This is a genomic window from Methylosinus sp. shoA (assembly GCF_059718125.1).
In genome coordinates this window covers 209,522-231,125 of the sequence record NZ_AP046091.1, presented here as the reverse complement: position 1 = coordinate 231,125, position 21,604 = coordinate 209,522, and the positions used below count along the sequence as shown (strand labels likewise).

Below are 21,604 nucleotides of genomic sequence, written 5' to 3'. Positions count from 1 at the left end.
TCGAAAAATCTGTTACCACGGTTCCCCGACGACGCCAAAGCCGAGTTGGGGCGGGCAGGGCGATCGCTCGAACCGACGACAGGACGCGACGCGCGGAACGTCGCGACGGCGGCTCGCCGCCGGATAGCGGGCGAAACAGAAACCGGCGTCCGGCGGCTTTGCGTGCTGACAAACGCATCGCGGCTCTCATTGCGTTTCCCGCGCGCAAACCGCGTCGATGATGGAGACCGCCGCGTCGATTTCGCTTTCCTCGACCGTGAGCCGAGGAATTAGGCCGAGGAACGATCCCATGGCGCGGGTGAGGAGCCCGCATTCGGCCAGCATCGCGCGCATCGGCTCCGCCTCTCCGGGGCATGCCAGACCCTGTATCAGGCCGATGCCGCCCAGCGCGGTGAACGCTCCGGGGCGTTTATAGAACAACGCTGCGAGCCGGTCTTCGAGACGCCAGCTTCGATTCTGCACGCGTTCCAGAAAGCCCGGGGCCGCCAGCGCATCCACGATTGCGTGTCCGCTCACGACCGCCGCATGATCGACGGCGGGCGGGCGCCCCGGCGCCCCGCGCGCCAATTTTTGCGTGACGACCAGCGCGGCCAGCGGCGGGCTGTTTCCGTCCTGATGAAGGGCGACCATCACGTCCGGGGGCGCGCCCGCCCATTCATGCGCCCACAGCATGCCTGTGCGACCGAGGCCACAAAAGCTCTCGTCGAAAGCGAGGACGAGTCCATATTCGTCCGCGGTCTCGCGCAGTCGGACGAGCAGCTCTCGCGGGACAACCTCGAAACCGGTTTTCGTCCTCACCGGAGCGATCAGAATTCCGGCAGTCTTATTGTCGATTTCCGTGGCCAATGCGCCCGGATCGTCGGTTTGGAGCAGCGTGACTTCGCCATCGCCTTCCAAGCCGGGGGGCAAGCCTCCCGCTCCATTCGAAGCTCCGGCGCAGACGATGAGCCGGCGCCGCTTGGGACGGCCGACGATCCGATGGTGACGCCGCATCGTCTCGACTGCATAGCGCCAAGCCTCGGCCTCGGAATGAAACAAGAAGACGCGGTCGCCAAAAGAAATGGGCGTGATTTTGGCGCAGAGCGCGTCGGAGAGGCCGGCTGCCTCGAGCGCTAATTCCGGCGCGCGAAATGGCTCGTCCATCAGCTGCGCCGATCCCGCCGAATTTTCCGGAAAGCAGAGGGACGAACCTGAAAAGTCGAGCGGACCCGTCACCGCAGACCCGTCGCCGGCGGCGATGACGGGCTCGATTTGGTCATTGGGCTCGTTGGCCGAATCTGACGATGCGCCTGACATGTTCCGCTGTTCGAGAGCAATGCGGCGTCGAGCACGGCGCCTCGCTCCTGTTGCGAATTGACAAGCAAGGATGGAGCCATATGGGCGCATGGCGGGCGAAGTCGGCCGAGGCCCGGTCTTCAAATAAAGCGACCTCCCCCTCAGGGGGAGGTCGTCATCGAACAACAGATGGCGGCAGTCGTCGCTTACTTCTTCTTGTCGTCGCCGCCGACTTCCTTGAAGTCTGCGTCGATCACATCGTCCTGCGCATGCGTCTCGCCGGCGCCGGGCGTGGCCCCGCCTTCCGCTTGCGCCTTGTACATCGCCTCGCCGAGCTTCATCGACGCCTGCGTCAGCTCATTGGTCTTGGCGCGGATCGTCTCCACATTCTCGCCTTCGAGAGCGGTCTTCAGCGCGGCGATCGCCGACTCGATCGCGCTCTTGTCGGCGGAAGAGACCTTGTCGCCGAACTCCGCCACCGACTTCTCGGCTGCATGCACGGCCGCCTCGCCATGGTTCTTCACATCGACCAGCTCGCGGCGCGCCTTGTCCTCGGCGGCATGCGCCTCGGCGTCCTTGACCATCTTGTCGATGTCGGCCTCGGAGAGGCCGCCCGACGCCTGGATGCGGATCTGTTGTTCTTTGTTGGTGGCCTTGTCCTTCGCCGTCACATTGACGATGCCGTTGGCGTCGATGTCGAAGGTCACCTCGATCTGCGGCATGCCGCGCGGCGCCGGCGGAATCCCGACGAGATCGAACTGGCCGAGCAGCTTATTGTCCGCCGCCATCTCGCGCTCGCCCTGGAAGACGCGGATGGTGACCGCGGTCTGATTATCCTCGGCCGTGGAGAACACCTGGCTCTTCTTGGTCGGGATGGTCGTGTTGCGGTCGATGAGGCGGGTGAACACGCCGCCCAGGGTCTCGATGCCGAGCGACAGAGGCGTCACATCGAGCAGCAGGACGTCCTTCACATCGCCCTGCAGAACGCCGGCCTGCACCGCCGCGCCGATGGCGACGACTTCATCCGGGTTCACGCCCTTGTGCGGCTCCTTGCCGAAGAACTGCTTCACGACCTCCTGCACTTTCGGCATGCGGGTCATGCCGCCGACGAGCACCACTTCGCCGATCTCGGCCGCCGAGAGTCCGGCGTCCTTGAGCGCCTTGCGGCAGGGCTCGATGGTGCGCTGGATGAGATCGTCCACCAGCGCTTCGAATTTGGCGCGCGTCAGCTTCAGCGTCAGATGCTTCGGACCCGTGGCGTCGGCGGTGATATAGGGCAGGTTGATCTCCGTCTGCGTCGCGGACGAAAGCTCGATCTTCGCCTTTTCGGAAGCTTCCTTCAGGCGCTGAAGGGCGAGCTTGTCCTTCGTCAGGTCGATGCCCTGCTCTTTCTTGAACTCGCCTGCGAGATATTCGACGAGACGGCTGTCGAAGTCCTCGCCGCCGAGGAAGGTGTCGCCATTGGTCGACTTCACCTCGAACACGCCGTCGCCGATCTCGAGGATCGACACGTCGAAGGTGCCGCCGCCGAGGTCATAGACCGCGATCGTGCCGGAGCCCTTCTTGTCGAGGCCGTAGGCGAGCGCCGCCGCCGTCGGCTCGTTGATGATGCGCAGCACCTCGAGGCCGGCGATCTTGCCGGCGTCCTTGGTCGCCTGACGCTGGGCGTCGTTGAAATAGGCGGGGACGGTGATGACCGCTTGCGTGACCGTCTGGCCGAGATAGGCCTCGGCCGTCTCCTTCATCTTCTGCAGAACGAAGGCGGAAATCTGCGAGGGCGAATATTGCTTGCCGTCGGCCTGCACCCAGGCGTCGCCGTTCGGCGCCTTGACGATCTTGTAGGGAACGAGGCCGATGTCCTTCTTGGTCATCGGATCCTCGAAGGAGCGGCCGATCAGGCGCTTGATCGCGAAGAATGTGCGCTCCGGATTGGTGACCGCCTGACGCTTGGCCGGCTGGCCGACGAGACGCTCTCCGTCCTCGGTGAAAGCGACGATCGACGGCGTCGTGCGGGCGCCCTCGGCGTTCTCGATGACCTTGGGGCTCGACCCTTCCATGACGGCCACGCAGGAATTGGTCGTGCCGAGGTCGATGCCGATGATTTTAGCCATATCGCCGTTCCTTTCGTTCCAAATTTCGCCGGGTCCCGAAGCGGCCCGGCAGAACGGCCGGTCGCGCGGCGGCTCATGCAATCGGCCCGCCGGCCCGTCGGCCGTTCACCGTCCCTTCAGATTGTATTGGGTCTCGATCGGCGCAAGAGCGAGGCGCATATAGAATGAAGCTCTTCGCGGCGGCAAGCGCCGCCGCCGCGAAGCGAATTCCATTCCGGTTCTGCTTTCGCCTATTTTGCACGAGTGATTCGCGCCGACTCGTGGGGCTGCAAGTGGGGACGCCCGTTCCGTTTCTCGCTGCGATAACATCGCTCGGCGATCCTGGTTTCGTTCTGGCGGCGTCGGGCGGGCTCGTCGCGGCGCTGCTCTCGGTCGGCGAGCGCCGCACCGCCGCGGCCCTCGTTGTCGCGGTCGCGACCAGCGCGGCCGTCACCGCGGCGGCCAAGATCGGTTTCATGGCGTCGGGCGTCGCGGGCTTGCACAGCCCGAGCGGCCATGCGGCCTCGGCGACGACCTTCTTTCTCTGCCTCGGCGCAATCGCCACGGCGCGACAGCCGGCGAGGGCGGCGGCGGCTCTCTGCGCGGTCTTCGCTCTGGCCGTGGCCGTGAGCCGCGTCGTTCTCGGCGTCCACAGCCCCGGGGAAGCCGTGGTCGGCGTCGCGATCGGCCTTTGCGCCTTCGCCCTGTTTCGGCGGCTGGCGGCGCCACGGACCGCCATCGGCCGGGTACCGGCCGCCGCCTGCGTGGCGGCGGCGCTGTGCATGCACGCGCTCATCGGCGAGAGCCTCGTTTTCGAGGGGCCGCTGGAGCATATCGCCGCCGCGATCGGGGGGATGGCGCGCTGACGGGTGACGAATATTGATTTTCGTCACTGATCAAACTATAGCTGCATCGTCGACTCGCGCGGAGATGCGGCGGGATGCGTGACATTTCCTTTCTCCCTATTGGTTGCCTACTGGCCGGCGCGCTCGCCGGCTGCGACGATTCCTCCGGTCGCTCCTCGCCGCCACCGCGCGTCGTGCTGGTCGCGCCGGTGCGTTTTGCGCCGCTCGCGCCGCCGCGTCGTTTCGTCGCGACGGTTCGGCCGCGGATCGAGACCGACCAGGGGTTTCGCGTCGCCGGCAAGGTGATGCGTCGCCTCGTCGAGAACGGCCAGCGCGTGCGCGGCGGCGATCTGCTCGCCGCGCTGGACGAGACCGACCTGCGCTTGCAGAAGGAGCAGGCCGACGCCGAGCTCGCCGCGGCGCGCATGGCGCTGGAGCAGGCCGCGGCCGACGAGCGCCGCGCCCAGAAGCTGCGCAAGGAGGGCTGGACGCCGCAGGCCATGCTCGACCGCCAGCGGGCGGCGGCCGAGGAGGCGCGCGGACGCGAGACGCGCGCCCGGCGCGCCGTCGAGCTCGCCGCCAATGCGCTCGATTACGCTTTGCTGCGCGCCGAAACCGACGGAATCGTGACCGCGGCGCTGGTCGAGCCGGGCCAGGTGGTCGCGGCCGGACAGCCGGCGCTGCGCATCGCCCGCTCGGGCGAGCTCGAAGCAGTGATCGCGCTGCCGGAGGCTTTCGCCGGCCTAGCCGGCGCCGGCGAGGCGCGGCTGACGCTCTGGTCGGCTCCGGACAAGACCTATCCGGCGCGCCTGCGCGAGCTCGGCGCTGCGGCAGATCCGGCGACCAAGACTTTTTCGGCGCGTTTCGCGATCGAGGGCGCCGATGCGGCCGTCGCCATCGGCATGAGCGCGACCCTCTCGATCGAGAGCCGCGACGCGAGATCGGCGGCGAGCGTGCCGCTCGCCGCCCTCTTCGACCAGGGCCTCGGGCCGAGCGTGTGGAAGGTCGAACAAGACGGAAGCTTGAAGCTCACGCCCGTCGAAGTGGTGCGCTACGAGGCGAAGACGGCGCTGCTCGCGCGCGGCGTCGCCGAGGGCGACAAGATCGTCGCGCTCGGCGCGCACAAGCTCGGCGCCGGCGAAAAAGTGCGGCCCGTCGCCGCCGACGCGCTGTGAGGCCCGGCCATGACCGGCTTCAATCTCTCCGCCTGGGCGGTGCGCCGGCAGACGCTGACGCTCGCCTTGATGCTCGCTCTCGCCGTCGCCGGCCTCTACTCCTATCTGCGGCTCGGGCGCGCCGAGGATCCCTCCTTCACCATCAAGGTCGCCAATATCACGACGCTCTGGCCCGGCGCCGACGCGTCGGAGATGCGCGATCAGGTCTCCGACCGGCTCGAGAAAAAGCTGCAGGAATTACCCTATCTCGAGAAGATCGAGACCTATTCGAAGCCCGGCTTCCTCGCGATGCAGGTCACGTTCAAGGATACGACTCCGCCCGGACAGGTTCCCTATCTCTTCTATCTGCTGCGCAAGAAGCTCAACGACATTCGCGGCGACCTGCCGCAGGGCGTGATCGGTCCCAATGTGAACGACGAATATGGCGACGTCGATTCAGTCCTGTTCGCCGTCACTGGCGAGAGCGCCGATTATCATCGGCTGGACCAAGTCGTGGAGATGTTCCGCCAGCGCCTGCTGGCGACGCCGGACGTGGTGAAGGTCGACGTCTACGGAACGCAGGACCGCAAGATTTTCGTCGAGTTCAGCCAGGCGAAGCTCGCCAATCTGGGCCTCGCGCCGCAGCCTCTGTTCGATTCGCTCGCCAAGCAGAACGCGGTGAACGCCGCCGGCGTGTTCGAGACGACGACGCGCGTGCCGGTGCGCGTCACCGGCGCGCTCGAAGGCGCCGACGCCATCGCCGCGACGCCGGTCGAGGCCAATGGACAGGTGTTCCGTCTCGGCGATGTGGCGGATGTGGTTCCGGGCTTCGAGGATCCGCCGAGCTTTCTCGTGCGCCACAAGGGCGCGCCGGCCGTCGTCGTCGGCGCCGTGATGGCGAAGGGCGGCAATGTGCTGAGCTTCGGCCGGGCGATCGAGGCGACGCTCGCGGCGGCGCGCGCCGATACGCCGGTCGGCATGGAGATCGAGCAGATCGCCGATCAGCCGAAAGTCGTCGCCGCGGCGGTCGGCGAATTCACCCGCTCCTTCGTCGAGGCGCTCGGCATCGTGCTCGTCGTCAGCTTCGTCTCGCTCGGCTTTCGCACCGGCATAATCGTCGCGCTCTCCGTGCCTCTGGTGCTCGCCGTCGTCTTCGTCTTCATGTATGCGATGGGGATCGATCTCCAGCGCATCTCGCTCGGCGCGCTGATCATCGCGCTCGGCCTCCTCGTCGACGACGCGATCATCGCCGTCGAGATGATGACGGTGAAGATGGAGCAGGGCTATGACCGCATCGCCGCCGCGACCTTCGCCTGGAGCTCGACGGCCTTTCCCATGCTGACCGGAACGCTGGTCACGGCGGCGGGCTTCATGCCGGTCGGCTTCGCCGCCTCGTCGACCGGCGAATATACGGGCTCGCTGTTTTGGGTGCTCGGCGTCGCGCTCGTCGCCTCCTGGTTCGTCGCCGTGATCTTCACGCCTTTTCTCGGCGTGAAGCTCCTGCCCGACATGGTCCGCGCCGAGGCGCGTCACGACCCGGACGCCATTTACGAGACGCCGCCCTATCGCGCGCTGCGGCGCCTCGTCGCCTGGAGCGTCGACAATCGCCGTCTGGTGGTCGCTTCGACGGCCGGCGTATTCGTCGCCGCCGCGCTGGGCTTCGGCCATGTGCAGAAGCAGTTCTTCCCGATCTCCGAGCGGCCCGAGCTGTTCTTCCAGATGCGCTTGGCCGAAGGCTCGTCGATCTTCGAGACCAAGGCCGCCGCCGAGCAGGCCGAGGCGCTGCTGAAAGGCGATCCAGACGCCGCCGAATTCACGACTTATATCGGCCAGGGTCCGCCGCGCTTCTGGCTCGGCCTCAGCCCCGCCCTGCCCAACGAGGCCTATGCGGAGATCGTCATCGTCGCCGAGGACGTCGCGGCGCGCGAGCGCGTCAAGCGGCGGCTCGACGCGGCGCTGGCGGCAGGCGCGCTGCCGCAGGCGCGCACGCGCGTCGATCGCTTCAACTTCGGTCCGCCGGTCGGCTTTCCGGCGCAGTTCCGCGTTATCGGCCGCGATCCGGCCGAGGTCCGCGCCGTCGCTTATAAAGTCCGCGACGTGATGCGCGAGGACGAAGCGATCATCGAGCCCCATCTGCAATGGAACGAGCGGGCGCCCGCCGTGCGTCTCGTCATCGATCAGGACCGCGCGCGGCTGATGGGGCTGACGCCGCAGGAGGTCGCGAGTCGTCTGCAGATGATGATCTCCGGCCTTACCGTCACCAGCCTGCGCGACGGCATCGACCGCGTCGACGTGATCGCGCGCGCGACGCCCGACGAGCGCGGCGATCTCGGACGGCTCGCCGATATGGTGATCTTCTCCAACAATGGCGCGAGCGTTCCCGTCTCGCAGATCGCGCGCATCGTCTATGAGCACGAGGAGCCGATCTTCTGGCGGCGCAATCGCGACATGCTCATCACAGTGCGCGCCGACGTGCGCGACGGCGCGCAGGCGCCCGATGTGACGAGCCGCATCTGGCCGCGCCTCGCAGATCTGCGCGCGTCGCTCCCCGAGGGCTATCGGATCGAAATGGGCGGCGCGATCGAGGAATCGACCAAGGCCAACGCCTCCATCGCCGCCGTCTTTCCGATGATGATCCTCCTCATGCTGGTCATCGTGATGATCCAGCTGCAGGACTTCACGCGGCTCGGCCTGGTGATGATGAGCGCGCCGCTCGGGCTCATCGGCGCCTCGCTCGCGCTCAATCTCGCCGGCGCGCCCTTCGGCTTCGTCGCGCTGCTCGGGCTCATCGCTCTGTCGGGCATGGACATGCGCAACTCGATCATCCTCGTCGATCAGGTGCGCCAGGATCTGGAGCGCGGCGCCAATTATCGCGAGGCGATCATCGGCGCGACGGTGCGCCGCACGCGGCCCGTGGCGCTCACCGCGCTCGCCGCGATCCTCGCCATGATCCCGCTGTCGCATTCGTCCTTCTGGGGGCCGATGGCGCTCACCATCATGGGCGGATTGTTCGTCGCCACCTTCCTGACCGTCCTGTTCCTGCCGGCGCTCTACGCGCTATGGTTCCGGCGCCGGCTCGACGCGCGGCCCGAGGAGACGCCGGCGGCGCCGCAGCCGGGCTTTCGGCTCGCCGAGGGAGCAGCGGAATGAGCGCAGAGGCGGCGACGCGCGAGAGCGAGACGCGGACGCGCATCGTCGCGACGGCGGAGCGTTTGTTCCGTCAGATGGGCTTCCAGAAGACGACGGTCGCCGACATCGCCCGCGAGCTGCGCATGTCGCCGGCCAATGTCTACCGTTTCTTCGGCGCCAAATCGGAGATCAACGCCGCCGTCGCCCGCCTGTTGATGGGCGAGGTGGAGGCGGCGATCGACGCGGTGGCGGACGGGCCCGGATCGGCGGCCGAGCGCTTCGCCCGTCTCGTCGAGACCAATGAGACGATGAACCGCGAGCGCTATATCGCCGACCGCAAGCTCCACGACATGGTGGAGGCGGCGATCGCCGAGCACTGGCCGATCGTCTCCGACCATATCGCGCATATCGACGCGGCGCTGGAGCGCGTCGTCGCGAGCGGCATGGAGGCGGGCGAGTTTCCGCGCGGCGACGCGCGGCAGGCGGCGCGGCTGGCGCATGCCGCCTGCATCCGCTTCTGCCATCCGCGGCTCATGGTCGAATGCGCCGACGAGCCCGGCCCGAGCCGCGAGGAGATGGTCGCCTTCTGCCTCGCGGCGCTGCGTGCGGGCCGCTGATCAATCGTCGTCGTCGAGGCTCGGGCCGCCGTCCTGGAACAGCTTGGTGAGCATCGGCATGAAGGCCATCGCCGGGCCGGCCATGCTGGCGAGGTCGCCGCCGCCGAAGCCGCCGAAGCCCCCGAAGCCGGAGCCATGACGATGCCGTCGGTGATGCACATGGGCGACGTGCCGGCGATGATGGCGATAATGGCGCTGGCGCGCAGGCCGCTCGTCGTCCGCGACATAAGCATCGCCGCCTGCAGAGGCGACGGCCGTGACCGGCTGGTCGACCGCTTCGTGCTGCGCAGGCTCGGTGATGGAGCGGCTGGCGCGGCGCGTCGTCGCTTCGCCGGGCGCGGGGACTCCCATCACGACCTGGCAGGCCGACGACAGGCGGCGGCCGTTGCGGCGCAGACACGATTCGATCGCGGTTTCGTCGGGAATGTCGCCGGAGCAGAATTTGAAGGCGTCGCCCATGCAGGCCGAGCGTTGCTCGGCCGTTCCTCCCGCATGAGCGGGCGCGGCGAGAACGACTGTCACGGCGGCGATGGGCATCAGGAGAGCGCGCAAGGAGACCATGTTTCTGTTCCTCTTCGAAATGAAGGAGCGGACCGGCTCTCTCTCTAGCCCGCGCGCCGGCCGCCCGATGTGCGCCAACGCACATTGCGAGAACAATAGGTCAATATTGCCCCGCGAGCGAGGATTCGATCGCGGCGACCTCCTCGGCCGAAAGGTCGAAGAGCGCATAGACGTTTGCGTCGATCTCGCGCTCCCGCGCGTCGATCGCCGCGGCGATTTGCATGGCCTCGGCCGGGCCGGCGCTCGCCTGTCGCCGCGCGGCCTCGCCATTGGCGCGGGCCGCCGCCGCAAGCCGCTCCCGCACCGGCGGCGCGGCTGCGGGGATCGGAACGAGCCCGACATATTGCGCCTTCAGCCGCAGACGCCATTTGCCGCCGCGCAGCGGGTTCGACACGGAATGCAGAAAGAACCAGACGAGGCGCGAGTTGAGAAATGCGAGCAGCGAGAGATCGGCGCAGGGCAGGGCGAAGGCGGTGGCGTCGATCAGCGTTCCGCTCTCGTCGAAAGCGAATTTCGGCCCCTGGGAAATATCGGGGAAGACGATCTTCGGCCGCGTGAAAGCGGCGCGATAGGCGCGCTGCGGCTGCTGCAGTTCGAACCATGCCTGGCGCGTCGCGCGCGCCTCGAGCCGCGGGCGGAATGGCGCGAGATGCGCCGCGACGGCGGGATAGCGCGCGATGTCGACGCCGCCGCCCTTCGGCAGATCGACGAGCCAGAGCCGCCGCGCGGCGACGCGCCAGCGGCCGATATGCGCGCCGCGCAGATAGGGCTTCAATAGCTCCGCGCCGTGCGGATCATCGGCGACGATTCGGTCGCGCGCCGCGCCGTCGATCAGAAACGCGTCGTTGAGCCCGGTCTTCACGCCCCAGAGCGGCGATCCGTAGGTGTCGGCCAGCGTTCGGCGTCCCGCAGCGATCTTGTCGCGCAGCCGCGCCAACGCCTCCTCCTCGAAGCGCCAGAAGCCCGCGCCGAGCCGCGCGCGCGCCATGGGACGCGCCCGCTCGCGGAAGGCCGCGCCGAGATCCTCGGGCTCCGTGCGAAGGCGAAGAAAAGCGAGATCGCCGCCATTCGGCGCGCCTTTGCGCAGCGCGAGAATCGCGGGATAGGCGACGACATCGTCGAAAACGCGCAGGTCGCCGAAATCGACGACGCATTCGATCGCGCCGCTGCGCGCGAGAAAGCCGCGCAGCTTCTCGCCGGCCCCGGTGCGAAAGAAGGTGGAGGAGCAGATGAAGCCGAGGCGCCCGCCCTGCTTCAGCAGCGCGAGGCTCTTCTCGAAGAAATAGGCGTAGAGGTCGGCGCGCTCGGCCGCCACTTCATAGCGCTGCGCGAGCCAGGGCTTCAGCGGTTTCAGATATTCCATCCGCACATAGGGCGGATTGCCGATGACGACGTCGAAGCCGCGCGGGATCACGCTCGGAAAGGCCGCGCGCCAATCGAAGCCATGTTCGCTCGCCGAAACGTCGTCGACGAGGCTGTCGCCTACCCGGATCGTCTCTTCGAGACGCCGCGCAATTTCGTCGGACGGTGAAAGCCGCGCCAGCGCGCGGCGAGCGCGAGCGGCCGCCTGTGGATCTATGTCGACGCCGAAGAGATTGTGAAGGATCGCCTCCCGCGCGGGATCGAACGTAGCGTCGACGCCGAGCGCCGTCAGGCCGTGGGACGCTTCACGATAGCGCCGCGTCATTTCCTCCGCGGCGGCGATGAGCAGGGCGCCTTCGCCGCAGCCGGGATCGACGATGGAGAAAGACCGCAGCGCCGCGATCCAATCACGCCAGAACGCGATGGTCTCGCAGCCGCGGTGCGCTTTCGCGAGCGCGGCGCGGGTTTCGTCCAGCGATCGGGCGAGCGTGCGCTCGACGAGGAAGCGGGCGATCGGCGCGCGCGTGTAGACGATCCCCTCGCGCTTGCGTCGCGTGAGAAATCGTCCGCCCGCGGCCGCTTCATCCATCCCGTCTCGTCGATCATCTCCGCCGGCGAATCATCGCGCGGGCCATCTCGCGAGAGACCATCATATCATCGGCCCGTTCGGGGAGGGAGCCGGCGACGCGCCGGCTTCGAGATTCGGTCGGCTATGCGTTCCACAGTGCAGGGAGAATTCATGCAGAGCGGCCACAGGCTTTCCGTTCGCTCCGCCGCAACCGCGGAGCCTGAAGGCGAGCGGTCCAAACGCGGGTCTGGACGGTAAGCCCCCAGGCGGAAGTCGTCACATGCGCCGAAGCAGCGCGGCGCTCAATTGTCCAAGAAGCTCCGGAGCTTCCTCGACCGGCTCGGGTGCTTGAGCTTCCTCAGCGCCTTCGCCTCGATCTGGCGGATGCGCTCGCGCGTCACCGAGAACTGCTGGCCGACTTCCTCCAGCGTATGGTCGGTGTTCATGCCGATGCCGAAGCGCATGCGCAGCACGCGCTCCTCGCGCGGCGTCAGCGAGGCCAGAACGCGAGTCGTGGTCTCGCGCAGGTTCGACTGGATCGCCGCCTCGATCGGCAGGACCGCATTCTTGTCCTCGATGAAATCGCCGAGATGCGAATCCTCCTCGTCGCCGATCGGCGTCTCGAGGCTGATCGGCTCCTTGGCGATCTTCAGCACCTTGCGCACTTTCTCGAGCGGCATGGCGAGCTTCTCGGAGAGCTCCTCCGGCGTCGGCTCGCGGCCGATCTCGTGCAGCATCTGGCGCGAAGTGCGCACGATCTTGTTGATCGTCTCGATCATATGCACCGGGATGCGGATCGTGCGCGCCTGATCCGCAATGGAGCGCGTGATCGCCTGGCGAATCCACCAAGTGGCGTAGGTCGAGAATTTGTAGCCGCGGCGATATTCGAATTTGTCGACCGCCTTCATGAGGCCGATGTTGCCTTCCTGGATGAGGTCGAGGAATTGCAGGCCGCGATTGGTGTATTTCTTGGCGATGGAGATCACGAGGCGGAGATTCGCTTCCACCATCTCCTTCTTCGCCTGCCGCGCCTCGCGCTCGCCCTTCTGCACCATCTGGACGATCTTGCGGAATTCGGCGATCTCGAGACCCGTCTCGGTGGCGAGCGCATGGATATCGCCGCGCAGCTCCTTGATCCTGTCCTTCTCGTTGGCGACGAACTCCTTCCAGCCGCGCGAGCCGAGCTTGGACACGCGGTTGATCCATTTGGGATCGAGCTCGGAGCCCTGGAACTTGTCGAGGAAGTCCTCGCGCCCGACGCCCTGCGCGTCCGCGAGCATGAAGAGCTTGCGCTCATAGCCGACGAGGCGCTTGTTGATGTCGTAGAGCTGCTCGACGAGCGCCTCGATGCGGTTCTGGTTCAGCGAGAGAGACTTCACGTCCGTGACGATCTCTTTCTTGAGCTGCTTGTATTTGCGCTCCTGAGCCGGGGTCAGCGTCTCGTTCTTGAGCTTGTTCTCGACATTCTGGTCCTGCAGCCGGCGCAGCTTCTTATAGGCGTCGGCGACGCGGGCGAAGGTTTCGAGCACGCGCGGCTTCAGCTCGGCCTCCATGGCCGAGAGCGAGACCGAATTCTCGAGATCGTCCTCCTCCTCGAAGCTCTCCTCGGCGGGCGCTCCCGCCTCGCCGAGTGCGGCGGGCGGCGTGCGCGGCGCGGTCGCCGGCGCGAGCTCCTCCTGGGTCGGAGGCTTGGCGTTCTTGCCCTCGGGCCCGGCGTAGGTCGCCTCGAGATCGATGATGTCGCGCAGCAGGACCTTTCCGGCCTCGAGCTCCTCGCGCCAGATGATGATGGCCTGGAAGGTGAGCGGGCTCTCGCAGAGTCCGGCGATCATCGCCTCGCGGCCGGCCTCGATGCGCTTGGCGATGGCGATCTCGCCCTCGCGCGAGAGCAATTCGACCGAGCCCATTTCGCGCAGATACATGCGCACGGGATCGTCGGTGCGGTCGGCCGGCTCGGAGCTGCGCGTGGCGACGGCGGTCGAACGGCTCGATTCGACGAGTTCTCCGCCGGTCTCGGCCTCCTCCTCCTCGGCCTGCTCCTCGCCCTCCGCGTCGTCGGGATCCTCGCCCTCGGAGACGGTGATGCCCATCTCCTGCAGCATGGCGTAGACGTCCTCGATCTGGTCGGAGGAGACCTCCTCCGACGGCAGGACCGCGTTGAGCTCGGTATAGGTGACGAAGCCGCGCTTCTTGGCGAGCTTGATCATCCGCTTGACGGCGGCGTCGTTGAGGTCGAGCAGAGGACCGTCTGCGGTTTCGACCGCGACTGCGCCCTCGGTTTCGACTTTCTCGTCGTCTTTTTTCGCCATTCCTCGCTCCAAAGCCCGCCGTCGCGGCTCGGCCTCCCGCCGCGGCCGCGCCCCAGGTCCGTCGCCATTCTGCTCGCCGCCTTACGAAAACCACAGGAGCAAGCGCAAAACAAGCCGCGGACGGCCCTGCCGCCGCGGCGATTCGCCGGTCGCCTCACAGTCGGAGCGCCGGCTTGACACTCCGTTAACCGAAAGCCCCGCTTTCGTCCGAGCCCCGCAGGCCCCGGCGATTCAAACCGTACGGGACGCTCGACCGGACAAGGAACCGAACCCTTCGACCATGGCTTCGGTTCCCTCGATCGCGTTCAATTGCGCTTGAATATCGCTCAGGCGGGCGAAATCATGATCGCTAGGCGCGTCCGCCAGCCTGGACTCGATTTTTCGTAGTTCTTTATGTAGCGCCCGCACGCGGTGTTGCAAGACCAAAGCTTGACGTAGGCTTTCGGCGGCGTCGGCCGCCGCCGCCTCCGAGCGCACGTTCCAGAGCGAGGCGTGCGCGGCCATTCCCGAGAGGCGCGCGCAGAACGCCTCGAGCCCGGCCGCGGCGATCTCGCGCTCGATCGCCTCGCGGTTCGGCGTTCCGTCGCCGGCGCTGCGGATCAGCGCCGCGCGCAGTTCCCGCGCTTCCGTCGAGTCGAGGTCGAGCGCCGCGATCTCCTCGAGACGCGCCTGCAGCAGCTGCGGATGATTGAGCAGGATCAGCAAGATCAGCGCCTCGCGCGGGGCGATGGCGGCGGCTTGGCCGCGATAGAGCGGCGAGCGGGCGAGCGAGGCGCCGATCGTCAGTGGCCCGCGCAAAGAGGGCTCGTTCCCCCCGAACCGGCGCAGGGGCGCTCGGCCGTCGCGCCGCTGCGCATGGCCCCGCGAGCGGCCGAACAGGGTCGCGCAGCGCTCGGCGAGCTCCTGTCCATAATGGCGGCGCAGCGCTTCGTCGGCGATGGTTCGGCTGAGCTCGGCGAAGCGGCGCTCCAGCGCCGCGCGCCGCTCGGGCGTGTCGAGCCGCACGCCCTCGGTCTCGCGCGCCCAGAGCAGGTCGACGAGCGGCCGCGCCGCGGCGATCGCCTCGTCGATGGCCGCGCCGCCGCCGGCGCGGAACAGTTCGTCCGGATCCTGGCCGTCGGGCAGCAGAGCGAAGCGGAAGCTCCGGCCGGGTCCGATGAGCGGCAGAGCGACGTCGATCGCCCGGTCGGCGGCCTTGCGCCCGGCCTTGTCGCCGTCGAAGCACAGGATCGGCTCCTCGGCCATGGTCCACAGCAAGGCGCATTGCTCGGCCGTCAGCGCCGTGCCGAGCGGCGCGACCGTCTGCGCGAAGCCGGCCGCCGTCATGGCGATGACGTCGACATAGCCCTCGACGGCCACGACATAGCCCGCCTCATGCGCGGGCTTGCGCGCGTTGTGATGATTGTAGAGCGTCGCGCCCTTGTGGAAGAGCGGCGTCTCCGGCGAATTGAGATATTTGGCCGGCGCGTCCTTCTCCATCGCCCGGCCGCCGAAGGCGATGACGCGCCCGGAGCGGTCCGCGATCGGAAACATGATCCGATCGCGGAAGCGGTCATAGGGGACGACGATCCCCTCGCCATGAACGAGCAGCCCGACCTCGATCATGGCCTCGACGCTCGCGCCCTTGCCGGCGAGATGATCGCGCAGCGCATGGCGCTCGGGCGGCGCGAAGCCGAGCCGAAAGCGCGCGCGATCCCCCTCGCCGATGGCGCGGCCCGCGAGATAGGCGCGCGCCGCGCTTCCCGCCGCCCCCCGCAGCTGCGCCTCGAAGAATTGCGCCGCCCATTCCAGCACGTCGCCGAGCGTCGCGCGCTTCTCTTCCGCCTCGCGCGCTTCCTTGGTTTCGACCGGCATGGGCAGGCCGGCTATTCCGGCGAGCTTTTCGACCGCCTCGGGAAAGGAGAGTCCTTCGGTCTCCATCAGGAACGTGAAGCCGTCGCCATGCTTGCCGGAGGAGAAATCATGAAAGAACCCCTTCTGGTCGTTGACATAGAAGGAGGGCGTCTTCTCGGCGTTGAACGGCGAGAGGCCGCGCCATTCGCGGCCCTGCTTCTTGAGCTTGACCTTCTGCGACACGACGGCCGAAACCGGCACCCGGGCTCTGATCTCGTCGAGGAAAGACGGAGGAAATCGCATGGACGCCCAGTGTCGCGGATGAGGCTTTTTTAGCACCGCCGCCACGCGCCGGCGCCCGAAAAAGCGGCGTCGTCACCGTAAATCACAGCGCCGGGAGCGCTGCGAAAAAAAAAGGGCCGCCGGAAGCCAGCGGCCCAAGTCAAGGGAGGAAACGCCCAAGGAGGGCTACGGAGCGAGACCAATCTCGCTGCGTCGCACTGTTGTATTGCTGCGGCGCACAAGTGTCAAGCGTAAAAGTTCGATACACGGCCGCGCTTGCGCATTGGGCCATGATTCTGCGGCTTTTCCGGCGTTTTTCGCAGGGCGCGACGCTTCGCCGCACCAAAAGGGGGCGGATTTTTTCGGGGAACGATTCGCGTCGGCCGGGGACCCGTGCCGGCGAGCGGGCGTTTCACGCCCGTTTTGCGGATCAGGGCCGCGCCGGCGCCGGCTGTAGGGACCCGTCGCGCAGACTGGCGGTCGCGACGCCGGAGGAGGAAGCGGCCGCCGCGGAAACGCTTCGTGGCGTCTTCGTCTCGAGCGAAGCCTCCGGCTTCTTTCCGATCGGCGTCTGCGGTTTCTTCGCCGTGTCCGCGCGGCGCGGCGTCGTAACCGCTTTGACGACGGACGCCGGCTCCTGCCTCGCCGGCTGCTCGGCCTCCGATTTCACGACCTCGGTCGCGGCCGGCGCCGTCTCGGCCTCCTTGCGCAAGCCGAGCCAACCACCGATCGCGCCGGCGCCGGCCGCGAGCGCGGCGAGTCTGGTCGATTCGAGCGCCAGCTCGGCGGCGGGCGCAGTGGATGCGGCCGGCGGCTGCTGCGCCGCGGCGACGCTCTCGGCGGCCGCTTGCGCGGCCTTCGCCGCCGCGACCGCGTCCACCGGAGATTTGGCGGCGATTCTGACCGGCGCCTTGGCCGGCTTCTCCTCGATCAGAATCTCGGTCGGCGGGGCGGCCAGCGCCTCCGGCCGGCTGACCTCGGCGACGCGGGCGTAAAAAGCCGGATGCTGGCCACCGTCCTGATAGACCACGCGCACCGCCTTCATGCCGCCGGCGACCAGCTCCGCGATCTTGGCGTCGTCCCTGGCGGCCTTTTCCGCGACCAGCGACTCGATCTGCGGGTCTTGTTTCAGCGTGGGGCAGGGCGCGCCGGCGTCCAGCGAATGGCCGCCCGCGGGCGCCGCGTCGAACACGTAATGGCGGCCGCAGACGCCGACCGTCGGCTCGCGCCAGGCGGCCTCGAAATGATCCGAACCGTTCTTGAGCTGCTTCCAGAAGCCGATATTGGGGTCGAGCCGGTGCTTGGCGAGATTTTCCGCCGTCATTCGGAACGGATAGGACTGCATTTGAATGGCGCGCTGGCCGTTGTTGAAGGACGTGCGCAGGATCGCGTAAATCTCCGAGATCTGGTGATCGGTCATGGAGAAGCAGCCGGCCGAAGAGCAGGCGCCGTGCACCATGATCGAGCCGCCGCCGTGCCCGAGCGCGCGATCGTAGGCGTTGGGATAGCCGACGTTGAAGGAGAGATAATAAGCCGAATTGGGGTTCATCTGTCCCGGAGTGATCGAATAGAAGCCCTCCGGTGCCTGGCGGTCGCCTTCGCGGACCTTCGGGCCGAGCTGGCCCGACCAGCGGCACATCGGAAATGTCTTCAGATAAACATAGCGGCCGTCGGGCCGCTGCTTCCAGATTTCGAACTCGGCTTCTTTCTTGTAGCTGCGAATGAGCGTCGGCGATTCCTTGCTGACGCCGGCCTGCTCCATCAGCGCGAGCGTCTCGGGCGGGATCGGCTGCAGCGAGCGCTGCGAGAGACCGGAGTCGTTGCAGGCGCTCAACGCGAGCGCCCCGCCGGCGGCCAAGCCGTAAGGGGCGATGCGCCCGATCTTCCGGATGAGAGTCATTCTCGCCCCGCTTTTCCGACCCGGATCTGCGCGACGCGAATCACATCCCGCAAGACCCTATCACGACACTGGACCCGAAATTCCCAATAACCTTCTAACGCAAGACGCTTCGCGTGGCCAGAGCGTGACCGCAGGGGGCGGGAGCCGCCGAAAAGGGCGACGAAGGGGCGCGCTCTCCGGGATATTTCCACGGAATATTCCTGAAATGTGGGCGCCATAGGCGGTCGCGCGATCGTCCGCAGCGCAGGCGCTTATTGCCGTCCTCGTGCAAAGGGCATAGGCTCGAACGATGTTCGAGAGCAGATTCCAGAGCTTCGCCGACGACGCCGCATCCGAGGACGGCGCCTTGCGGCTCGCCAGGCTGCGCGCCGAATTGGCCCGGCGCGGCGTGGATGGGCTGATCGTCCCGCGCGCGGACGAGCATCAGAACGAATATGTGCCGAAATCCGCCGAGCGCCTCGCTTGGCTCACCGGCTTCACGGGCTCGGCCGGCGTCGCCGTCGTGCTGCCGGAAGAGGCGGCCCTGTTCGTCGACGGACGTTACACGTTGCAGGCGCCCGAGCAGGTCGACGCGAAATGTTTCGCCGTGATCGACATCGGCGAGACGACGCCCGCGCGCTGGCTCGCCGATCACGCAAAGAGCGGCGCGCGCATCGGTTTCGACCCCTGGGTGCATACGCCCGCACAGATCGAACGCTATGCGAAGGCGCTCGAGGGCAAGACTGTCGAACTCGTTCCGCTCGACGGCAATCCGGTCGACGCGGTCTGGAGCGATCGCCCGCCGCCGCCGCGGGGCGCCATAGCGCTCTATCCGCCGCGCCTCGCCGGCTTGTCGATCAAGTCCAAGATCGCTCGGGCGCGCAAGGCCATGGCCGGAGCCGACGCGCTGCTCGTCTCCGATCCGCATGCGCTCTGCTGGACCTTCAATCTGCGCGGCGCCGATGTCGCGCATACGCCGATCGCGCTCGGCTTCGCACTGCTGCCGAAGGAGAGCAGGCCGCGCCTCTATTTCGACGAAGCGAAACTGTCGCCGAAGACCCGCGCGGCGCTCGTGCGCCTCGCCGATGTGGAGCCGGCCGAGCGGCTCGTCGAGGATCTCGAGCAGGCGGGCCGGCGCGGCGAGACCGTGATGTTCGATGCGGCGACCGCGCCGGCGCGGCTCGTCGACCTGTTCCGCGCGGCGGGCGGGCGCCCGCGCATCGGCGACGATCCGATCGCTCTGCTGAAGGCGGTCAAGAACGAGACCGAGCTCGGCGGCGCGCGGGCGGCTCATTTGCGCGACGGCATGGCGCTGACGCGCTTCCTCGCCTGGTTCGCGGGCGTCGCGCCCAAGGGCGAGCTCACCGAGATTTCCGCGGCGCAGGCGCTGGAGACGTTCCGGCGCGAGACCGGCGAATTGCGCGATCTCTCCTTTCCGACCATCTCCGCCTTCGGCCCTCACGCGGCCATTCCGCATTATCGCGTCACCGAGGCGAGCGATCTGCGGATCGGCCGCGGCGTCTATCTCGTCGATTCTGGCGCGCAATATATCGACGGCACGACGGATGTGACGCGCACGATCGCGGTCGGCCGGCCATCGAAGCAGTTTCGCGAGCATTTCACCCGCGTGCTGAAGGGGCATATCGCGGTGGCGAGCGCGGTGTTTCCGGCGGGCGTCTCCGGCGCGCAGCTCGACGGCTTCGCGCGACGCAGCCTGTGGGAGGCGGGCCTCGATTTCGATCATGGCACGGGCCATGGCGTCGGCGCCTATCTCTCGGTGCACGAGGGGCCGCAGCGCATCTCCAAGCTCGGGACGACGGTGCTGCGGCCGGGCATGATCCTCTCGGACGAACCAGGCTATTACCGCGCCGGCGAATATGGGATTCGTCTCGAAAATCTCATCGTCGTGGAGAAGCGGACGATCGCCGGGGCCGAGCGCGAGACGCTCGGCTTCGAGACCTTGACGCTCGCGCCTTTCGATCTCGCGTCGATCGACCTTTCGCTGCTGACGCTGGACGAAACGCGCTGGCTGAACGCCTATCACGCGCGCGTGCGCAAGGAGCTGTCGCCGCATCTCGATGCGCCGACGCGCAAATGGCTCGCGGGGGCGACGCGCCGCCTATGACCAACTCGTCGACGTCGAAGCTCGCCGGCGCGTTCGAGCGCCGCTCGCGCGAGCGCTTTCCGCCCGGCTCGACCGGGGCAGTCCTCGTCCGCGCGCCGCAGGAGCAGGGATTTCATATCGATTCCGCGCGCAAGCAGGCGGCCGTCGACCGCGCCGCCGATTTCGAGGATCATTGCCGGCGCGGCGGCTCGGCGCGCCGGTCGTCGGATGCGACGGGCCGCGTCGAAGAAATCTCCGGCGGCTATTACATCCATTGTCCGTGAGGCGCGCCGTCATCGCGCGCGCGGCGGAGCAATCGATAAGTCGGCGCGCGGCTTCTCGAGTGCGCCGTCGCTGCGCATTTCGTGGAGGCTCCGCATCGGCGCTCCCGAAAAAAGGCGCATTCCAGCGACAGAGGGCGCGCGGATTTCAGGCCGCCTCCCAAATCCCGGTCCGCAGGGGTTGAACCTCCGCTGCTTTTCTGTGAATTCTCTCGTCGACAATGGGTCGTGCTGGCCGATGACACCTTGCCTTCCGCATCGTCGCGTTTCGCCGCGCCTCGTCGCGGCGCCCGAAGGGCGCGGCGAAAGGCCGTCTCTTTCCATGACCACAGAGGCGGATCCGGCCCAGTCGCGCGCGCCCGAACCCGATGAGATCGTCGAGGCTCCCGAGCGCCGTCCGCTCGCGCCGGTCGTCGTCTCGTTCATCGTCCACTTCGTCCTGCTGGCGATCATTCTCTATGAACAGGCGTTGCACTCGTTCGAGATGTCGACGCAGGAGCAGGAGGTTCCGGTCGAAGTGATCGCGGAGCCGCCGTCGCAGCCTGCTCCCCCGGAGCCGGAGCCCGAGCCGCCCCCGGAGCTGGAGAAGGAACAGCCGAAGCCCAAGGAAAAGCCGCCGCAGCAGAAGATCATTCTCGACGAGAAGCCTGCATACGACGCGCCGCGCGCGCCGAACCAGGAGACCGCCTGGCGCGAGGCGCCCGATCCGGAGACCAAGGCGCAGCGGCAGGCGCCGCCCGACGCCGCGCGCGCAGCCAGGCCCTCGCCCGAGACGAGCGCCGACCCGCAGCGGCAGAGGGAGGCGGCGGCCGAGTTCGCTCCCGAACGGCCCGAGGCGGCGGAGGACAAGAAAGACGCGGAAGTGGTCGAGGAGGCGAAGCCCGAGCCGCAGGCGCAGCCGGAGGACGCGCGCGGGCAGGTCGACATCAAAGCTTCGCCCGAGCCCAAGCCGAAGTCGATCGCCGAGCAGCTCGCTTCGCTTGAGCCCGTGCCCGATTTCAAATTCGGCGGCGCCTCCAAGCCGTCGCCGGCGAGCGGCGGCACGGCCGATCCGGGCTATCTGTCCCTCCTGCACGCTCTGATCATGCCGCGTTTTCAAATTCCGCCTCACCTGCGCGGCAAGCATGCGCCCAACACCGGCGAGGTCGTCTTCTATATCGACGCCGCCGGCCATCTCGTGCATCAGGCCGTCAGGCGGTCGAGCGGTTTTGCGGATCTGGACGCCGCGGCGATCGCCGCGGTGCGTCGCGCCGCGCCGTTTCCCGCCCCGCCCGGCAATCACATGTATCCCGTCAGCTTTCACTACTCTCGGTGA

14 protein-coding genes are annotated in these 21,604 nt (G+C 67.6%); 7 read left to right on the top strand and 7 right to left on the bottom strand.

Going from position 1 to position 21,604, the window contains the following annotated elements; translation table 11 throughout:
• Positions 1-186 precede the first annotated feature (186 nt).
• Entirely contained in the window at positions 187-993 is an 807-nt protein-coding gene (locus tag AC6IW9_RS01085) for an aminotransferase class III-fold pyridoxal phosphate-dependent enzyme (protein WP_497772356.1), read from the bottom strand.
• A 488-nt stretch (positions 994-1,481) separates the two neighbouring features.
• Complete coding sequence (gene dnaK / locus AC6IW9_RS01080) at positions 1,482-3,386, bottom strand: molecular chaperone DnaK (RefSeq protein ID WP_497768079.1); 1,905 nt, start codon at positions 3,384-3,386, stop codon at positions 1,482-1,484.
• A 260-nt stretch (positions 3,387-3,646) separates the two neighbouring features.
• Here dnaK and AC6IW9_RS01075 point away from each other — a divergent pair, with 260 nt between their 5' ends.
• The 4 genes from AC6IW9_RS01075 (at position 3,647) to AC6IW9_RS01060 (ending at position 9,110) form a co-directional block, all read left to right on the top strand.
• On the top strand, positions 3,647-4,231 hold the full coding sequence (locus tag AC6IW9_RS01075) for a phosphatase PAP2 family protein (protein WP_497768076.1): 585 nt from the start codon (positions 3,647-3,649) through the stop codon (positions 4,229-4,231).
• Positions 4,232-4,305: 74 nt separating this feature from the next.
• Positions 4,306-5,385, top strand: a complete 1,080-nt coding sequence (locus AC6IW9_RS01070) for an efflux RND transporter periplasmic adaptor subunit (protein WP_497768073.1) — start codon at positions 4,306-4,308, stop codon at positions 5,383-5,385.
• Between the two features lie 9 nt (positions 5,386-5,394).
• The gene (locus tag AC6IW9_RS01065) at positions 5,395-8,514 is read left to right on the top strand and encodes an efflux RND transporter permease subunit (protein WP_497768070.1); all 3,120 of its coding nucleotides are present in this window, start codon (positions 5,395-5,397) and stop codon (positions 8,512-8,514) included.
• Positions 8,511-9,110 (top strand): TetR/AcrR family transcriptional regulator, encoded by a 600-nt coding sequence (locus tag AC6IW9_RS01060; protein WP_497768067.1) that lies wholly within the window; start codon positions 8,511-8,513, stop codon positions 9,108-9,110. The genes AC6IW9_RS01065 and AC6IW9_RS01060 overlap by 4 nt, the downstream gene beginning before the upstream one ends.
• Here the strand turns inward: AC6IW9_RS01060 and AC6IW9_RS01055 are convergent, their stop codons facing one another.
• The 5 genes from AC6IW9_RS01055 to AC6IW9_RS01035 all read right to left on the bottom strand — a co-directional run bounded on the left by AC6IW9_RS01055 (position 9,111) and on the right by AC6IW9_RS01035 (position 17,925).
• Complete coding sequence (locus AC6IW9_RS01055) at positions 9,111-9,671, bottom strand: hypothetical protein (protein WP_497768065.1); 561 nt, start codon at positions 9,669-9,671, stop codon at positions 9,111-9,113.
• A 100-nt stretch (positions 9,672-9,771) separates the two neighbouring features.
• Entirely contained in the window at positions 9,772-11,622 is a 1,851-nt protein-coding gene (locus AC6IW9_RS01050; protein WP_497768063.1) for an Eco57I restriction-modification methylase domain-containing protein, read from the bottom strand.
• 281 nt (positions 11,623-11,903) lie between these two features.
• On the bottom strand, positions 11,904-13,910 hold the full coding sequence (rpoD, locus tag AC6IW9_RS01045) for an RNA polymerase sigma factor RpoD (protein ID WP_497768060.1): 2,007 nt from the start codon (positions 13,908-13,910) through the stop codon (positions 11,904-11,906).
• 231 nt (positions 13,911-14,141) lie between these two features.
• On the bottom strand, positions 14,142-16,046 hold the full coding sequence (gene dnaG / locus AC6IW9_RS01040) for a DNA primase (RefSeq protein WP_497768057.1): 1,905 nt from the start codon (positions 16,044-16,046) through the stop codon (positions 14,142-14,144).
• 409 nt (positions 16,047-16,455) lie between these two features.
• A complete protein-coding gene (locus AC6IW9_RS01035) occupies positions 16,456-17,925 on the bottom strand; it encodes a L,D-transpeptidase family protein (RefSeq protein WP_497768054.1) in 1,470 nt (489 codons plus the stop codon).
• Between the two features lie 289 nt (positions 17,926-18,214).
• On the opposite strand from AC6IW9_RS01035, the gene AC6IW9_RS01030 reads away from it, so the two are divergent.
• The 3 genes from AC6IW9_RS01030 to AC6IW9_RS01020 all read left to right on the top strand — a co-directional run bounded on the left by AC6IW9_RS01030 (position 18,215) and on the right by AC6IW9_RS01020 (position 21,604).
• Positions 18,215-20,029, top strand: a complete 1,815-nt coding sequence (locus tag AC6IW9_RS01030; RefSeq protein WP_497768052.1) for an aminopeptidase P family protein — start codon at positions 18,215-18,217, stop codon at positions 20,027-20,029.
• Positions 20,026-20,292: a hypothetical protein gene (locus AC6IW9_RS01025; protein ID WP_497768049.1), complete on the top strand. Its 267-nt coding sequence runs from the start codon at positions 20,026-20,028 to the stop codon at positions 20,290-20,292. The genes AC6IW9_RS01030 and AC6IW9_RS01025 overlap by 4 nt, the downstream gene beginning before the upstream one ends.
• Positions 20,293-20,611: 319 nt before the next feature.
• A complete protein-coding gene (locus AC6IW9_RS01020; RefSeq protein ID WP_497768045.1) occupies positions 20,612-21,604 on the top strand; it encodes a TonB family protein in 993 nt (330 codons plus the stop codon).

Bases quoted from the DNA above. Each gene is read 5' to 3' on its own strand.
- AC6IW9_RS01085 (WP_497772356.1), bottom strand. From the start codon at position 993: ATGCGGCGTCACCATCGGATCGTCGGCCGTCCCAAGCGGCGCCGGCTC.
- dnaK (WP_497768079.1), bottom strand. From the start codon at position 3,386: ATGGCTAAAATCATCGGCATCGACCTCGGCACGACCAATTCCTGCGTG.
- AC6IW9_RS01070 (WP_497768073.1), top strand. From the start codon at position 4,306: ATGCGTGACATTTCCTTTCTCCCTATTGGTTGCCTACTGGCCGGCGCG.
- AC6IW9_RS01065 (WP_497768070.1), top strand. From the start codon at position 5,395: ATGACCGGCTTCAATCTCTCCGCCTGGGCGGTGCGCCGGCAGACGCTG.
- AC6IW9_RS01060 (WP_497768067.1), top strand. From the start codon at position 8,511: ATGAGCGCAGAGGCGGCGACGCGCGAGAGCGAGACGCGGACGCGCATC.
- AC6IW9_RS01055 (WP_497768065.1), bottom strand. From the start codon at position 9,671: ATGGTCTCCTTGCGCGCTCTCCTGATGCCCATCGCCGCCGTGACAGTC.
- AC6IW9_RS01050 (WP_497768063.1), bottom strand. From the start codon at position 11,622: ATGGATGAAGCGGCCGCGGGCGGACGATTTCTCACGCGACGCAAGCGC.
- rpoD (WP_497768060.1), bottom strand. From the start codon at position 13,910: ATGGCGAAAAAAGACGACGAGAAAGTCGAAACCGAGGGCGCAGTCGCG.
- dnaG (WP_497768057.1), bottom strand. From the start codon at position 16,046: ATGCGATTTCCTCCGTCTTTCCTCGACGAGATCAGAGCCCGGGTGCCG.
- AC6IW9_RS01035 (WP_497768054.1), bottom strand. From the start codon at position 17,925: ATGACTCTCATCCGGAAGATCGGGCGCATCGCCCCTTACGGCTTGGCC.
- AC6IW9_RS01030 (WP_497768052.1), top strand. From the start codon at position 18,215: ATGTTCGAGAGCAGATTCCAGAGCTTCGCCGACGACGCCGCATCCGAG.
- AC6IW9_RS01025 (WP_497768049.1), top strand. From the start codon at position 20,026: ATGACCAACTCGTCGACGTCGAAGCTCGCCGGCGCGTTCGAGCGCCGC.
- AC6IW9_RS01020 (WP_497768045.1), top strand. From the start codon at position 20,612: ATGACCACAGAGGCGGATCCGGCCCAGTCGCGCGCGCCCGAACCCGAT.